This is a genomic window from Brevundimonas sp. UBA7506, assembly GCF_002479495.1.
Classification (GTDB): Bacteria; Pseudomonadota; Alphaproteobacteria; order Caulobacterales; family Caulobacteraceae; genus Brevundimonas.
This window is the reverse complement of sequence record NZ_DLNQ01000005.1, coordinates 729,844-744,887: the sequence shown is the minus strand read 5'-3', so window position 1 is coordinate 744,887 and position 15,044 is coordinate 729,844. Positions and strand designations below refer to the sequence as shown.

Annotated in this window: 18 protein-coding genes and 1 pseudogene; 12 read left to right on the top strand and 7 right to left on the bottom strand. The window is 68.3% G+C overall.

The annotated features are described in order from the left end of the window. Positions 1-29 precede the first annotated feature (29 nt). The gene (locus B3K53_RS05585) at positions 30-755 is read left to right on the top strand and encodes a cytochrome c oxidase assembly protein (protein ID WP_292083123.1); all 726 of its coding nucleotides are present in this window, start codon (positions 30-32) and stop codon (positions 753-755) included. Next, positions 752-1,486: a cytochrome b gene (locus B3K53_RS05580; protein ID WP_292083122.1), complete on the top strand. Its 735-nt coding sequence runs from the start codon at positions 752-754 to the stop codon at positions 1,484-1,486. Before B3K53_RS05585 ends, B3K53_RS05580 begins: the two co-directional genes overlap by 4 nt. On the opposite strand, the pseudogene B3K53_RS16175 reads toward B3K53_RS05580, so the two are convergent. Next, a pseudogene (locus tag B3K53_RS16175) lies at positions 1,482-1,940 on the bottom strand (c-type cytochrome); the annotation flags it as partial. The gene B3K53_RS05580 and the pseudogene B3K53_RS16175 overlap by 5 nt on opposite strands. A 264-nt stretch (positions 1,941-2,204) precedes the next feature. Here B3K53_RS16175 and B3K53_RS05570 point away from each other — a divergent pair. The 7 genes from B3K53_RS05570 (at position 2,205) to B3K53_RS05540 (ending at position 7,977) form a co-directional block, all read left to right on the top strand. Continuing rightward, positions 2,205-2,555, top strand: a complete 351-nt coding sequence (locus B3K53_RS05570; RefSeq protein ID WP_292083121.1) for a c-type cytochrome — start codon at positions 2,205-2,207, stop codon at positions 2,553-2,555. Then, a complete protein-coding gene (coxB, locus tag B3K53_RS05565) occupies positions 2,545-3,495 on the top strand; it encodes a cytochrome c oxidase subunit II (RefSeq protein ID WP_292083120.1) in 951 nt (316 codons plus the stop codon). Before B3K53_RS05570 ends, coxB begins: the two co-directional genes overlap by 11 nt. After that, positions 3,492-6,038 carry a cbb3-type cytochrome c oxidase subunit I gene (locus B3K53_RS05560; protein WP_292083119.1) on the top strand — a complete coding sequence of 849 codons (2,547 nt, stop codon included), beginning with the start codon at positions 3,492-3,494 and terminating at the stop codon, positions 6,036-6,038. The genes coxB and B3K53_RS05560 overlap by 4 nt, the downstream gene beginning before the upstream one ends. After that, positions 6,035-6,334 (top strand): hypothetical protein, encoded by a 300-nt coding sequence (locus B3K53_RS05555; protein ID WP_292083118.1) that lies wholly within the window; start codon positions 6,035-6,037, stop codon positions 6,332-6,334. The genes B3K53_RS05560 and B3K53_RS05555 overlap by 4 nt, the downstream gene beginning before the upstream one ends. A 608-nt stretch (positions 6,335-6,942) precedes the next feature. Beyond that, complete coding sequence (locus tag B3K53_RS05550) at positions 6,943-7,206, top strand: DksA/TraR family C4-type zinc finger protein (protein ID WP_292083116.1); 264 nt, start codon at positions 6,943-6,945, stop codon at positions 7,204-7,206. A gap of 123 nt (positions 7,207-7,329) precedes the next feature. Further along, positions 7,330-7,545, top strand: a complete 216-nt coding sequence (locus tag B3K53_RS05545; RefSeq protein ID WP_292083115.1) for a DUF6894 family protein — start codon at positions 7,330-7,332, stop codon at positions 7,543-7,545. A 243-nt stretch (positions 7,546-7,788) separates the two neighbouring features. Beyond that, positions 7,789-7,977: a hypothetical protein gene (locus B3K53_RS05540; protein ID WP_292083114.1), complete on the top strand. Its 189-nt coding sequence runs from the start codon at positions 7,789-7,791 to the stop codon at positions 7,975-7,977. A gap of 426 nt (positions 7,978-8,403) precedes the next feature. On the opposite strand, the gene B3K53_RS05535 is transcribed toward B3K53_RS05540, so the two are convergent. Next, the gene (locus B3K53_RS05535) at positions 8,404-9,192 is read right to left on the bottom strand and encodes a Crp/Fnr family transcriptional regulator (protein WP_292083113.1); all 789 of its coding nucleotides are present in this window, start codon (positions 9,190-9,192) and stop codon (positions 8,404-8,406) included. Positions 9,193-9,373: 181 nt separating this feature from the next. On the opposite strand from B3K53_RS05535, the gene B3K53_RS05530 reads away from it, so the two are divergent. After that, on the top strand, positions 9,374-9,604 hold the full coding sequence (locus tag B3K53_RS05530) for a hypothetical protein (RefSeq protein WP_292083112.1): 231 nt from the start codon (positions 9,374-9,376) through the stop codon (positions 9,602-9,604). Beyond that, a complete protein-coding gene (locus B3K53_RS05525; RefSeq protein WP_349680924.1) occupies positions 9,499-10,401 on the top strand; it encodes a Crp/Fnr family transcriptional regulator in 903 nt (300 codons plus the stop codon). Before B3K53_RS05530 ends, B3K53_RS05525 begins: the two co-directional genes overlap by 106 nt. Here B3K53_RS05525 and B3K53_RS05520 read toward each other — a convergent pair. Then, positions 10,398-10,901, bottom strand: coding sequence for a hypothetical protein (locus tag B3K53_RS05520; RefSeq protein WP_292083111.1), 504 nt, complete (start codon positions 10,899-10,901; stop codon positions 10,398-10,400). The genes B3K53_RS05525 and B3K53_RS05520 overlap by 4 nt on opposite strands. Before the next feature lie 183 nt (positions 10,902-11,084). Between B3K53_RS05520 and B3K53_RS05515 the strand changes: the two genes are divergently transcribed. Next, positions 11,085-12,356, top strand: coding sequence for an NAD(P)/FAD-dependent oxidoreductase (locus tag B3K53_RS05515; RefSeq protein ID WP_292083110.1), 1,272 nt, complete (start codon positions 11,085-11,087; stop codon positions 12,354-12,356). Between the two features lie 373 nt (positions 12,357-12,729). On the opposite strand, the gene B3K53_RS05510 is transcribed toward B3K53_RS05515, so the two are convergent. From B3K53_RS05510 to B3K53_RS05495, 4 genes are all read right to left on the bottom strand, one after another. After that, positions 12,730-12,918 carry a hypothetical protein gene (locus B3K53_RS05510; protein ID WP_292083109.1) on the bottom strand — a complete coding sequence of 63 codons (189 nt, stop codon included), beginning with the start codon at positions 12,916-12,918 and terminating at the stop codon, positions 12,730-12,732. 66 nt (positions 12,919-12,984) lie between these two features. Further along, the gene (locus B3K53_RS05505) at positions 12,985-13,740 is read right to left on the bottom strand and encodes a Crp/Fnr family transcriptional regulator (RefSeq protein WP_292083108.1); all 756 of its coding nucleotides are present in this window, start codon (positions 13,738-13,740) and stop codon (positions 12,985-12,987) included. A gap of 85 nt (positions 13,741-13,825) precedes the next feature. Beyond that, positions 13,826-14,431, bottom strand: coding sequence for a cysteine hydrolase family protein (locus B3K53_RS05500; RefSeq protein ID WP_292083107.1), 606 nt, complete (start codon positions 14,429-14,431; stop codon positions 13,826-13,828). 6 nt (positions 14,432-14,437) lie between these two features. Next, positions 14,438-14,965 carry a hemerythrin domain-containing protein gene (locus B3K53_RS05495; RefSeq protein WP_292083106.1) on the bottom strand — a complete coding sequence of 176 codons (528 nt, stop codon included), beginning with the start codon at positions 14,963-14,965 and terminating at the stop codon, positions 14,438-14,440. Positions 14,966-15,044: the final 79 nt, after the last annotated feature.

Below are 15,044 nucleotides of genomic sequence, written 5' to 3'. Positions count from 1 at the left end.
CCGTTCCGGGTCGTTAGCCGACTATGACGATGACGCTCTGGACGCCCTATTGCGGACCCGCGCCCGATCCCGTGGATGTGCTGGGACGCTGGAACGGCGATCCGGTGCTTCTGGCGGCGCTGGGCCTTTTCATCGCGGCCGGTGGGTTCCTGACGATGAGGCGGCGCCCCGGATCGCCCTTCTTGCTGGGCGCGGCGGGGGTGCTGGTTCTCGTCTTCATCTCGCCGCTGTGCGCGTTGAGTTCAGCCCTGTTTACGGCCCGTACGCTGCATCATCTGTTGCTCCTGCTCGCTGCGGCGCCTTTGCTGGCTCTGGGGCCGCCCAGGCTCAGGGCGCCGCGACTGGCCTTGGCGACGGCTGTCCAGGCCGTCGTCTTCTGGGCCTGGCACGCGCCTGATCTCTATGCTGCGGCCCTGTCGAACGACCTGGTCTATTGGGTCATGCAGCTGACCATCCTGGGCAGCGCCGTCTGGTTCTGGGCGGCTGTGCGCGCGTCGAACGCCGCAGCGGCGGTGGCGGGCCTGCTGGCGGCCATGCTGTTGATGGGCTTGCTGGGGGCGTTGATCGTCTTTGCGGGTCAGCCGCTCTATTCGCCTCACTTCGCCACGACCCTGGCCTGGGGCATGACCCCGTTGGAGGATCAGCAGGCGGCGGGCCTGATCATGTGGGCGCCGGCGGCGGCGGCCTATCTTCTGGTCGCCCTGTGGCGGGTCGCCGGCCTGTTCCAGAGGCGCGAGACGGCGCGGCCGGCATGATCGACCGGCTGATCGCGCAGGCGCTGGAATGGGCGGCCGGCCATCATGACGAAGGCCGCTATTCGCCGGTCGCCATCGTCTTCCACTGGACCATGGCGGGCCTGGTGGTCTTCCAGCTCGGGTGGGGATGGTGGATGGGGCGGCTGCCGGTCGGCGGCGCGAAGGCGGCGGCCTATGAAGTCCATTTCGCCATCGGTTTGCTGATGCTGGTGCTCGTCATCGGCCGGCTGTCGTGGCGGCTGTTCGCCCCGAATCTGGTCAATGACGCGGACAAGCCGGGTTGGGAGGGCACGGCGGCGCACGTCACCCACTATGTCTTCTACATCTGCCTGTTCGGCCTCCCCCTGTCGGGCTGGGCCATGATTTCCGCCACCGCGCGAGACACGCCGCTCGCGGCGGCGGGGGTCATCCCCTGGCCCCTGCTGCCGACGCAGGATGTCTCGAACACCCGGCTATGGGCGATCGAGGCCGGCGCGGAATGGATGCACTGGGCCATGGTGGCGGCCTTGCTGCTGATGATCCCGATCCACGCCGGGGCGGCGCTCAAGCACCATCTGATCGATCGGGACGACGTGTTTCACGCGATGCTGCCGGTCGCGCCGCAGCTGAAGCCGAGACGGACGCGCTGGCAGAGGCGCTGGCGGGCGCTGGAGAAGCGGGTTGGCCGGACAGCCACCGGGCTATGGCGCGCGCTTCTGCGTCCGTCAGTCTCTGGACGGCGGCGGCCATGACGCCGCGTGGATCGTTGCGGCGCTTGCCCGACTTCCAGCGGTCGATCTGCTCCAGCGTATAGGCGGCGGGCTGGCCCGCGATGGCCGGCTGGCCTTCGCCCGCGCCTTGGCCAGCGGCGCCGTGGCAGGCGGAGCAGGCGGTGATCCCGCGGCTCGCATCTCCGGAGAACCAGATGGGCGGGGGCGAGGCGGGGGGCGCAGGCCGCGCCTTGTCGTCTGCGGGCAGACCGGCGTACCAGGCCGCCACTGCATGACGGCTGTCGGCGTCGAGACCCTTGGCGATGCGCCTCATCACGTCGTCGGGCCGCAGGCCGCTGGCGTAGTCCTCCATCTGTTTCTGCAGATAGCCCGCATCCAGCCCCGCCAGTCGCGGCGTCGAGACGCCGTCGCCCTGACCCTGCAGTCCATGGCAGGTGAAGCAGGCGTTCGCCGCTCCGCCCGCGCCGCCGCCCATGGCGATGACCTGGCCGGATGCGGAGAAGGCGCGGTCGGTCTCGCCGGGCGTGGCGTCGCACGCGACAAGCCCGGGGCTGGCGAGAATGAGTCCGAGAAGAGCGAAGGAAGGGAGGGCGCGCACCCTGTCCCAACACCGCCTTATGGTCCCGGTTCCAGACGGGGAACCCCTCCGGCTGCGAAGGATTGGGTCCTGGTGAAGCTGGGAGGGGCGGGATGGGATCATGTACGAACGATGCGGACCATAGGGGCCTTGCGGCTGTCGATGGCACTGTGCTTCGCCACGACGGCCTGCGCAGACAAGACGAATGCGCCGCGTCCGCTGGCCCAGGCGGACGCCGCCGAAGGGCTGAGGCTGATCGAGCGTCATGGATGCGGGGCCTGCCACGCCATCCCGGGAGTCCGGTGGCCCCAGGGGCGAACCGGCGGGGATCTCGCGGGTGTGGCGGCGCGACCGATGATCGCGGGACGACTGCCCAATCAGCCGGCGGTGATGGCGGCCTTCGTTCGGGACGCGCCGGCCCTGCTGCCCGACACGGGAATGCCGCCCATGCCCCTGACCGACGCCGAAGCCCGCGACGTGGCGGCCTATCTCTATACGCTCGATGACGATTGAGACGCCCGTCGTTCTGAGCGGCTGGCCGCCGCCTGTGCTGGACCCGGCCGGCCCCTTCGCAGGGCCGGTGACGACGGTCGCCTGGGTCCTGTTCGTCATGGGCGCCATGGTGCTGACCCTGGTGCTGGTCGCGCTCGGCCTCGCCCTGTTCGGCCCGCGTCGGTGGAAGCGCCGCGTCGCGGGCGAGAAGCTGGTGTGGATCGGCGGCCTGGCCTTTCCCGTCGTCGTTTTGACCGGCTTGTTGATCTACGGCCTGAGCGTGACGGCCCGCGTGGCCGACGCGCCGCGTCCGGGCGAGATGCGGATCCGCGTCACCGGCGAGATGTGGTGGTGGCGGGTGGCCTACTTGGATGATCGGGGACGCGAAATCGTTCAGGACGCCAATGAGGTCCATATACCCGCCGGTCGTCCGGTGGTGCTGGAGCTTGAAAGCGCGGATGTGATCCACAGCGTCTGGATCCCGCGTCTGGGCGGCAAGACGGACATGATTCCCGGCCGGCGAAACTTCATGCGTCTGCAGGCAGACGCGCCGGGGGTCTATGCGGGCCAGTGCGCAGAATACTGCGGCGGACCCCACGCCCTGATGGGACTGGTGGTGGTGGCCCATTCGCCGGCTGATTTTGCGGCGTGGCGTCTCAGACAGGCTGCTCCAGCGGCGATGTCGGGCCTGCCCGGCGCCGCGGTGTTCACCGCCTCGGGCTGCGGCGCTTGCCACACGATCCGGGGGACGGAGGCCAATGGTCTGGCCGGGCCGGACCTGACCCATGTGGGGTCGCGGCAGACGCTGGGGGCGGGCATCCTGCCCAATAACCAGGGCACGATGGCGGGTTGGATCGCGGACAGCCAGGGCATCAAGCCCGGCAACCGCATGCCCTCCTATTCCGTCCTGGGCGGACAGGAGCTGCGTGACGTGTCCGCCTATCTGGAAAGCCTGAAATGACGTCGGAAACCGGCTTCGACGTCGACAGGTACGACCGCTTTCCGACCAAGGAGCCCCGGCCCGAGGGAGAGCTGGAGCAGCTGGAACAGGCCTGGTGCGGACCGCGGTCGCCGTGGGAATGGATCACGGCGACCAACAACAACATCATCGGCGTCTACTATGTCGGCGCCGCCATGCTCTTCTTCGTACTGGCCGGGGTTCTAGCCCTGCTGATGCGGACCCAGCTGGCCCTGCCGATGACCGGCTTCCTCGCCCAGGAGACCTACAACCAGATCTTCACCATGCACGGCACGGTGATGATGTTCCTGTTCGCCGTCCCGGCGGTGGAGGCCCTCGGCGTCCTGCTCTTGCCGCAGATGCTGGGCGCGCGCGACCTGCCGTTCCCGCGCCTGGGGGCCTACGCCTTCTGGGCCTATCTGATCGGGGGACTGGCCTTTTTCTGCTCGCTTTTCTTCGGCCTGGCGCCGGACGGGGGCTGGTTCATGTATCCGCCCCTGACCAGCATGACCTATTCGCCCGGCATCAACGCCGACTTCTGGCTGCTGGGCATCGGCTTCATCGAGATCTCGGCCATCGCCGGCGCCATCGAGATCATTGTCGGGGTGCTGAAGACGCGCGCGCCCGGGATGACCCTCGACAAGCTGCCGGTCTTCGCCTGGGCCATGCTGATCTTCGCCTGCATGATCATCATCGCCTTCCCCTCCATCATCCTGGCGACACTGCTGCTGGAGCTGGAAAGAGCGCTCGGATGGCCCTTCTTCGATCCGCTCAAGGGCGGCGATCCCGTGCTGTGGCAGCACCTCTTCTGGTTCTTCGGACACCCGGAGGTCTACATCATCTTCCTGCCGGCGGCGGGGGCCATGTCGACCATCATTCCGGCCATGGCGCGCACGCCTCTGGTCGGACATCCCCTGGTGGTCATGGCCATGCTGGCGACGGGCTTCATCAGCTTCGGCGTCTGGGCCCACCACATGTTCACCACGGGCATGCCGCAGATCAGCATCAACTATTTCAGCGCGGCCTCCATGGCGGTCAGCGTGCCGGCCGGGGTTCAGGTCTTCGCCTGGATCGCGACCATGGCGGCGGGCAGGATGCGGTTTTCGACGCCGGGCCTGTTCGCCGTCGGCGGCATGGTTATCTTCGTCATGGGCGGGCTGACAGGCGTCATGGTCGCCATGGTGCCCTTCGACTGGCAGGCCCACGACAGCTATTTTATCGTCGCCCACCTGCACTACGTCCTGATCGGCGGCATGGTCTTCCCCCTGTTCGCGGCCATCTACTACTGGCTGCCCATGTCCAGCGCGCGGCCCCTGAGCGAACCTTGGGGGAAGTGGATCTTCTGGCTCATGTTCGCCGGGCACAACCTGGCCTTCATGCCCATGCACCTGACCGGGCTGATGGGCATGCCGAGGCGGGTCTACACCTACCTGCCGGGGAGAGGCTGGGATCTGCCCAACTTCATCTCGACCATCGGCGCCTTCATGTTCGGGCTGGCGGTGCTGCTGTGGGGCATCGACATGATCCGCAACTTCCGGCCCTTTGGTCCGCGCGAGGCCGGCAACATCCACGACGGCCCTGGCCTGGAGTGGCTGCCCAGCGGATTCTATTCGGTCCGGTCGATCCCGGTGGTGAAGAGCCTCTATCCCTTGTGGGACCAGAGGGGGCTGGCCAGGGACGTGGCGGCGGGCCGCTACCTCCTGCCGGGCGCGGCCCGGGGCGAGCGCCAGACCCTGGTCACCAGTCCGCTGAACGCCGAGCCGCAGTATGTGCTGCGGATCCCCAGACCATCGGCCTGGCATGTGTTCGGGGCGGTCTTCACGGCGGGCTTCTTCCTGATCCTGACCATCCAGGCCTATGCGGCCGCCGTCGTCAGCGGCGTGCTGGCCGTCTACTGCATCATGCGCTGGTGCTGGTTCCTGGACGCGCCTCACGCCCGCAAGACGACCGACATCGGGGCGTCGATCCGCGTGCCCAACTATGTGTCAGGTCCGTCCAGCCACGGATGGTGGGCCATGGTGATCGTCCTGGTCGTCGGCGCCATGGTCTGCCTGCTGGCTGCATTCTCCTATGTCTTCCTGTGGAGCCGACGGCCGGACCTGTGGCAGGCCCCGCCGGCCATCAGCTCGTTCATGGCGTCCGTCAGCCTGCTGGTCGTGGCCGGGCTTTGCGCCGGCGCAGCGCCGCGGGCCGTGCGATTGGCGCGAGAAAGAGCGGTGACGGCCGCAGCCGGCTTGCTGGTGCTGGCCTCCGCCGCGGCGATCGCAGCGACGATCCTGGAGGGAAGGGCGTGGTGGGCGACCGGATTGCGGCCGGAGGCTTCCAGCCAAGGGGCTTCGGTCTACGCCCTGCTCAGCTGGGCCGGGACCTTCGCGGCCATCGGCGGCTTGATGGGGGTCTATGTCATGCTGAGGCGCCTGTTCGGCCGTCTGGCCGCTGAACGCCCTGCGACGGTGGACCTGATCAGCCTCTTCCTGGCCTTCACCGCAGCCCAGGCTATCGGGGTGATCCTCCTGGCCCGCCTCTTCCCGGGCGGTGCGACATGACCCGCTGGCTGAGGATGACCGGCGGCCTGCTGATCTGGGCCGCGCACTTCGTCGGGGTCTATCTGATTTCCAGCGCCGCCGACGTCTGGTCGTCAAGCGAGGCCGGGAGCGCGCGCTGGATAGGGCTGGCCTTCAGCATGGGCTGTCTGTTCGCCATCATCGCCACGGCGGTGTGGCTCTGGAGAGGGCGAGGCGATGTCTCCGGTCCGGTGGCATGGGAACAGCGGGTGGGCCTGATGGGGGTTCTGGTCGCCGGGATCGGCGTTCTCTGGCAGACGGCGCCGCTGGCATTCTAAAGCTCACGGCCACGGCGGCCCGTATCGACGACCAACGGGCGCGCCGGCTGGACTGGCGCGTCTGGGCGCGGCCGGATCGGGGTGAGCGGGGAGGGAGAAAGGCTGTCGCCCTGCCGACGCTCCATCCCTCCTATGTCTTCGGGCTGGTTGATCCAGAGGCGTGTCAGCGTACGCGGGCGACCCTTGCGGAAGACATGCGGAGCTCAGGCGGCCGCGACCCCCGCATCCCGTCAGTCTCCTGCGCCCCCGGGCGCCCGTCTGCGTATAGCAACGGGCAGAATTATACGTACGGCATGCCTCTGGATCACGTGCGTACAGATCATCAGATATCGCCGCCTTCGAGTCGCGCGACGCGAGATCCGAGGCGCCTGTCGCGGACAGTCGAGGTCTCAATGTCCGCGTCTGCCTGCCGGCGCCAAGGGCTTCGAACTTTCCACACCGCCGAGAACTGCAAACGGCGTCGTTATGTGGCTGGCGCCTGCCTGGACAAGCCGTCTCGCCAACCTGGAGCCGTCCGGATCGTACCGTGAAGATCGACCAGTCAAGCTGGGACTGGACGCTACCTGCCTATATCCCATCCTCAATCACCTAAACGGAGGCGATCATTCATGGCTGGCGGCTGGACCCGGGACGGCGCTGTCCTCGACCAGATTCACGACACCGTGGTCGACGGCGTCCTCACCGCTCGCGCGCGCATGCCCGCCGGACCCGGCAGGGCGTTCTGTCTTGAATGCGGCGACCCCATTCCAGAAGCTCGCCGGCGGGCCATGCCGGGCGCGGTGACCTGTATTTCCTGCCAGTCCGGTCGGGACGGGCGAATTGTGACTGGAGGCGTCAATCGGCGTGGAAGCAAGGACAGCCAGCTGCGCTAGGGGCGCTTGTCACGCCGTCAACGCTCGGACAGTCGGGCGTCGGTGGCCGCTATGGGCGGTCGGCGGCTGTGTCCGGTATCGGCCACTTGCGACCGGGGCGGCCTTCCAGACGTAGATGCCTCCATGGCGACCTATGATTTCATCCTAAGCGGCGTGGACCCGGAGATGGCCCTTCAGGGCGCGGCGTCCACGGATGCTGAAGCCTGGCGGGAGGCCGTCCTCTTCCTTTCGGAGATCCTGCGCGAAAAGCCAGCCCGGGAGGGCGGCGTCTTCTCGCTCGAGGTCGTCGTTCGTCAGGAAGGGCGGGAAGTGTGCCGGGTCGGGGCGTCTTCCTATTGAAATCCGGCTGAGCGACGGCGGGAAGAAGACGGCCGGTTACGCCAAAGGGGGCTATCACGAAGCCGGCCGTCTGCCGATCTTCCCGAGAAGAATCCGCATTCACACAACGTCGGCTTCGGGGCGCTCGCTCCTTCAGTCGGGTTCCGGACTTTGCGGCGCCGATCAAGGTGTTTGGAGGGCCCGGACGGAGCGGGGCGAGGGGCGTGGCGTTGCTTCTGGGTTGCAAGGAGCAGGACCATGAGCATGCACGACCAGACCTTCCGGACCGTGGAACTCCCGGCGCTTCCCGGAAAGCTGGGCGAGATCGACGCCCTTCTGCAGGCGGCGAGATCGTCCGGAACGACAGGGGGCGAACGGGCCGTCCTGGATGAAATATCCCGGATCATAGCCCGGTCCGCCGAAGGCGAGATCTACCAGAAGCCGCTCGGCTGAGATCGTTGTTGCGCCTGCGCGGGCGGACGATTTCAACCCGCGCGGCAAGCCCTCTATTCCGGCGCGGATCCAGGCCGAGCCCGACGCTCGCCCGTCAGGAAAACCGCCGTCGCCGCGGGCCACCTGCGTCTCCCTTTGTCGACGATCGCCAGTGTCGTCCAGACGACAGTCTCGGCCACAACGCCGGTCGCGACGTTATGGGCTCTGAAAGGCTGGAGACATGGGCGTCGTCGTTTCTTTTCCCACCAAGGGCCGGGCAGTGGGCAGGCGTCGCGCCTGGATCCTGGCGGCCGCCGGGGCGGGCGCGGCTTTCCTGACTGCTATCGGCGTCGTGCTGGCCGGCCAGGATCTTCTGCGCGGCGCCCAAGCTGACCCGCCGCTCGAGGCGGAGGGACGTCTTTCAAGGCCCGTCGCCGCGTCCCCTGATCAGGCGGCCGTATCCTGGAGGGGCGCGTCGCGCGCGATCCAGCTGGGGGACTCCGCCGGACGCAGTGAGGCGGTCGTCGCAACTGGGGCGGACGCTCCCTGATCGCCGCAGCCGCAGGAAGCGGCCCGCAGTCCGGCCAGATTCAGAATCTGAACCTTTCCGCGACCGAAGCGCACGAGACCCTGGGCCTGGAGCCGTCCCGCGGCGGCGTTGACGCTGGTCCTCTGGACGCCGAGCATGGCGCCGAAATCGGCCTGGGTCAGGCGGAGAGGCGCGCCGTTGGCCCCGCAATGCAGCCGGACCAGCCATTTGGCCAGCCGCTGCTGAACCAGATGGGAGGCGTTGCAAGCCGCTTCGGCGGCCAGTCCGCTCAGGCGACCGGATGACTGCCGGGCGACCAGACGAGTCAGCCAGTCGCGGCCGAGGTTCTCGACAACGCAGTCGGCGGGCACGCGGCAAAGGGTGGTGTCGATCAGGGCGCGGGCCAGGGGGCGGTCGCCGTCGGGTTCCAGGGCCTGATCCCAACCGTGGACGGACCCGGCGACAATGGTCGCGACGCAGATGCCGTCGCCATTGGGGAAGAGACCCAGAACACCCGCCAGAACAAAGGAGAGAAAGCCGTCTTCCTCCAGGGGCTGGCCGGCAGGCAGGCGCGTGAGGTTGCGCCGGGCCAGAGCGGCGGATTGAAAGCGGTCGGGAAGCGCCTGGAAGACAGGGTGGTCGTGCAGGTCCAGGTGCGGACGATGAAGACCGCAGCCTGTATTGGCGAGGCTGATCATAGTTTGCATGTCGGACTCCTGAGGACAAGGTGACGCCCCGGGCGCGAACCGCACTTACATGGGTTAGGAAAAGCGAGAGGAGTCTGGAAAGACGCTTGCAGCCCGCGGCCTGTTTGCGGTCAGAGTCCGGCTCTGTGCACAAGGAACGACGGGCGAGACGCCGAATTGAGCTTCCGGAACAGGAGGCGACATGGCCCTTTACACCGTCTGCTACAGCGCACGCGGGACTGGCGTGCTGAGAACCGAGACCGTCGTCGCCGATGAGGCGCAGGCGGCCGTCGCACAGGTGAAGCGCCGTCTGGGCGGGAGCCGGACATTCCAGGAGGCCCGGGTCTTCGAGGACGGGGAACTGCGCTTCAACGTCTCGTCGGACGCCAGGGGCGTCGCGCCGGCGGGGGGAGAGATCAGCCCGAGACACTGAGAGACAGCCGGTCCCGTCACGGAACGCGTCTCCCGCCCGGGGCTTATACAGGCGCGCCATGCACCGAGGAGACCGTCCTGATCAGCCCCCTGATCCAGAAGCTGTCGCGTCGCGATGAACTCTCCGGGCGAGAGGAGGAGGTTCTGGAAGGGCTTCTCCAGCCTCCGATCGTCATACCGGCGGGGCGGGACATCGTCAGGCAGCATTCGTCGCCGGGGGTCAGCACCCTCGTCCTCGACGGCTTCGCCGCCCGCTATGTCATGCTGACGAACGGCGCAAGGCAGATCACGGAACTGAACGTGCCAGGCGACTTCGTCGATCTTCACAGTCTGATGATGAGCCCCATGGATCATGGAGTGGTCGCTCTTACGCGTTGTACGGTCGCCCAGTCTCCGCACGACGGCCTGCGTCGGCTGACGGAGAACCAACCCCATCTCACCCGCCTGCTCTGGCTGGACACCCTGATCGACGCCGCCGTGCACCGGCAATGGGTCGCAGGCCTGGGGCGCCGGACCGCGGTGGCGCGGCTCGCCCATCTGCTGTGCGAACTCTACCTCCGCCTGGAGATCGTCCATCGCGCAGGAGGCGGCAGAATGGAGGTGCCGCTCAGCCAGGCCGTGCTCGCGGACGTCCTCGGTCTGTCCGACGTCCACGTCAACCGGTCCATCGCCCAGCTTCGTAGTGCGGGACTGATCAGGTGGGCGGGACGCGTCGTCGAGATCGGCGACTGGGACGCCCTGGTCAGGCAGGCGGAGTTCGATCCTGCCTATCTGAGGCTGACGAGGGCGCCGGTCTAGGCCTGGTCGAACTCGAGGCCGTCGAGGACGAGGCCCGAAGGGCGGCGGTGGTTGCGGAATTTCCACAGGGAGACCGGCTCCGGAACCGGCACGTCCGAAAGACCGTCCAGCCCGGCCAGCCGTTCTTTCAGGTCGGTTTCGCCATAGTCGTCGCGAGGGAGGGAGCCTAGCCGCTCAAGCGGGCCGTTCGGAGCCTCCTCGAGGGCGGCGTGGTCCCGCCATAGACGCCGCCATTGCCGGATCCAGGCGCGGGTCGCCAGAATCTCGGACGGCGTCGCGGTCTCCACCTCGCCTGCGATGACCCGCATCAAGTCCATGATCGCGATCAGGTCGTCCACGACCGGGCGGTCGATATCGACATAGCGGGGGTAAAGCAGTTCCTCGCGGATGATGGAGACCATGGCGAACAGCCGGCAGAGTTCGGCAGGGCGTTCAGCGCCCGTTTCTGATTCAAGATGGTCCTTGAACCGACTGTCGAGATAGCGGAGCCCGGCGAGCATGATCAAACCTCCTTCTTTGCGGCGCAGGGACGGGACTGAAAGCCCCTCGTCCGGGCCGCGGCGCCCAGAGTCCGCTTTTGGTCACTGGCGCGAAAAGAGATCAGGCGGACCCCATGAAGCCGGGCCGTCAGGCGCGGCGCCGGTCCTTTCGCAACCCCTGCAGGAGGCGGGGATTGTTTCAGGATGCAGAACCAGATCGTCATCGTGGGCGGGGGCGCGGGCGGCCTGGAGCTGGCCGCTCTCCTTGGGCGCCGGCTGGGCCCTCGCGAAGGGCCGCGGAGGGTGCTCCTCATAGACCGGGCGGTCTTCCACCTTTGGAAGCCCTCCCTTCATGAAGTCGCGGCAGGCTCGCTGGACTCGAGACAGGAAGGTCTCGACTATCTGATGCTCGCGCGCCGAAACCACTTCAGGTTCGTGCTGGGCGAGCTTGAAGGTCTCGATCTCGCGGCGCGCCGCCTTCACCTGGCCGAAACCCGGGACGCCGACGGCGGCCTCCTGATCGGGGCGCGGTCGCTGGACTTCGAGCGCCTGGTCCTGGCGACGGGCGCCGGCAGCCATCTGTTCGACACGCCGGGCGCGGCGGAACACGCCTGTCTGCTGGAGGATGTGGCGGATGCGGAGGCCTTTCATCGTCGGCTCGCCGCGCTCTTCCTTTCATCGGCCTATGACGGTCGCCGCCTGCTCCGGATCGCCATTGTCGGCGCCGGGGCGACGGGGGTCGAACTCGCCACCGAGCTTCTGGAAGGACATGCGGTCCTGTCGGCGGCGCTCGACCCGACCGAGCGATTCACGCTCGAGGTGACGGTGGCGGAGGCCGCGCCGCGCATACTCGGCGGTCTTCCCGAGACGGTCGCCGACAAGGCGGCCCGCGCCTTGCGGGCGCGCGGCGTCCGGCTCGTCGTCGGGGCGCGGGTGACGCGCGTCCGGGCCGACGGGCTGGAGACCAGCGCCGGCGACATTCCGGCCGACCTGATCGTCTGGGCCGCCGGGGTCAAGGCGGCCGAGATCAACAGGCGGCTCGGCCTGGCCACGGGGCGCCTCAACCAGTTCATCGTGGACGATCGGCTCCGCGCCTCCTCGCCGGGCGTCTACGCCATGGGCGACTGCGCCGAGGCGCCCGGCCCCGACGGGCGCGCGGTGCCGGCAAGGGCCCAGGCCGCCTCGCAGGAGGCCGCCTATCTGGCAAGGGCGCTCACGCGCCCGGGTGATCCCGGGCCCTATCATTACCGCGACAGGGGATCCCTCATCTCCCTCGGCCCAGGCCACGGGCTGGGCTCCCTCATGGGCGGACTCGCCGGGCCTGACTTCCTGATCGAGGGCCTTATCGCCCGTTGGGCCTATATGGCCCTGCACCTCCAGCACCACCACGTCGTCGTGGGCCTGCGCAGGACCGTCCTGCTGGCTCTGAGCCGATTGTTCCATCGCCGGGTTTCGGGACGGCTCAAGCTTCATTGACGACAGGACGACGGACTGAGAGGCGCTCAGCCGCGCCGGGTTGGAGCCGGTCGCCGGGGCGCCGCTTGACGCCGGGCCCCGCCCGAGCGTCGCATCAGCGGCGTACCGCCCAAGAAGAAGGCCAGCAACCGGCCAAGAAGGCCGCCGCGCCTTTTCGTTCCGGATCCCGCTCTGGACATGTAGCCATCCTGGCCCTGGGTGCAGGGGCGCCCAACAACATGGGTTAGGAAGACGGGTCTCCCTCAGCGCGGGGAGTCCACCCTTGCCGCAGGGAAAAAGCGAGCCCGCCCCGATGTCGCCAGTGTCCCACGATTTGGGCCCGGGTGCGGAGGCACCGCGCCGATGCATGGTCGGGGACCGCAGGCGGCGCAATCTAGGTTCGGGTCGAGGCCGCCGCGGAACGGGTGTCGCCGCCCGCGTTCTGTCCGGCGCGGAAGATCTTGATGGGCTTGTTTTCCTCCAGACCGTCGGTCCGTCCGTCGGTCCGGGCCGGCGCGGTTACCGTAGGGTCGGTGTTCTCCTCGGGGTCGGGTCGGGTCGGCTTGTCAGGGTTTCGGGTCATGGCGTCCTCGCGAGCGGGCTTGAGGTTCAACCTCTCCTCGACCGGCGGGTTCCCGCCGCGCGGGCCTCATACGGCCGAGGGAATGAGCGGCCCGCAGACCGCGCTGAGATTGGCCGCCTGGACGAGACCGGGCAGGTCCTGCAGCAGGGTGCGTCCCGTGCGATAGTCGACGAGGACGTCGCGCCGGAGTTGCTGGAGCGTGCGGTTCATGTGGACCGTGCTCAGGCCGAGGATGTCGGCGAGCACGTCCTGGGTCAGGGGAAGGTGGAGGGCGCCGCCGTGCGCCGTTCCCAGGCGCACCTGGCGTTCGTGCATTTCCAGCAGCAGGTGGGCCGTGCGTTCGTAGGCGTTGAGCCGGCCGAGCCGGACGACCTGGCGCGCCATGCGCAGCCGCTCGGCCGTCCGGCAGCGCCGCCAGGCCTCGCTCAGGGAGGAGGCCTGGGCGCCGGGTTCGGAAAGCGTGTTCCAGAAGGCGGTGGCGTCCACCGTGACGACGTCGGTCAGGGCCCAGACCAGGAGATCGGCGTCTACCGATCCCGAGGCCACGATCACGTCGCCGGGGAGGCTGAGACCGATGATCTGGCGTCGCCCGTCGTTCAGCATGGCGCCGCGCGCGATCCAGCCGCTCGCCACCAGCCTGGCCTGGTCACGTTCGGGATCCATGAGAACGGCGGCGCCCGACGGCTGGTGCTGGGGCGCGCCGGTGAAGCTGCGACGGATCAGGTCCCTGCCTTCAACTCCTACCGGAGCGAAGCTGGCCAGCATAAGCTCCAGGGGGGCGGTGAGCCGCGCTTCAGGACCTGTATCCGACTGATTCTTCATGGCCTTCGACCAACAGCACGGCTTCGGCGTCCAGTTCTTCACATAGGTTGGTTTTCGCGCATTTCGCCCGAGCCCGTGGAGGAAATCAGGCGTGGTTCGAAGCGCCGCCGGTCCAGAAGGCGGCGTCGAGGTCGGCCGCGGGGCGGGTGTCGGCGCCCAGGCCTTCCGAAAGGATCTCCAGCGCCGGCGCCAGCCGTCCGGGACGGGAGGGCACCAGAGCGTCGCGAGGCGTCCAGAGGTCGTAGGACCGCATGTGGGCGTCGGCGGCCGTAAACAGGACGCAGAGATCCGCGGCGAGACCCACCAGGACCAGGCGGGTGGCGCCGAGGGAGGGCAGGAGCACCGGCAGACCTGTGCCGTAGAAGCCCGACTGCTGGGGTTTGATGACGAAGACATCGTCGTCGGCGGGGGCCAGCCGGCGGGAGATCGACGCCCCCCGCGCCCCGGCGCGGCAGGCCCGCTCGACGATCTGGCGGCGGTCTTCGGACCAGCGGTCGAAGTTGTCATTGACGTAGACGACGGGCGCGCCGCAGCGACGGGCGGTCGCACGAAGGTCGTGGATGACGAGGCTCGCGGCTTCGGCCTGGTCCAGGATCGCCGCGGCGCCGTCGAATTCCAGGTCGTTGATCATGTCTATGATCAGCAGGGCGGGACGGTCCCCCGCGGGATGTCCGCGATCCGTGGACGACATCAAGGGTCAGCCGCCCACATAGCGGTCGAACTCCTGAAGATAGCGCATCTTCAGTCGCTCCTGATCCCCGGCATGGGCCTTCAGATGGAGAAACCAGCCGTGCTCCTCCTCGTACATATGGGTCAGGACGGCGCCTTCGACATGCTCCCACTTGTTGAGCCAAGCTTGGGAGTCCGGCGGGATGGTCTCGAGTTCCGCCATCTGCAACTTGGCGGCGGTCTGCTCGCCATAGGCCAGACCGGCCTGGCCCTTTTGTCCGTGGCGGGCCATGGCCGGATAGAGCACCAGTTCCTCCGCCAGGCTGTGGCCGTTGAGGACGAGGGCGAGGGCGTCCCGCGCCGCCAGACGCTCCTCGCCCGGAGCCGCCTCTCGTCCGGACCGGAACGCCGCCCGGATCGCCTCATGATGATCCAGGGCCGCGGACAGCCAGTCTCCGGGTGCGGCGGCCTCCCGCGCGGCCGCCGTGGCCTCGGCCCGCTTTTCCGCCGAGGGCGCGGGCGTGATGGCGGCGAGCGCCTTGTCGATGACGGACATGCCTTTCTTCTCCCTGTGACGTCGGTCAGGTCCTAACGTTCCGCGGACAGGTCGGCCGGTTGAGACCGGAAGCCGACAC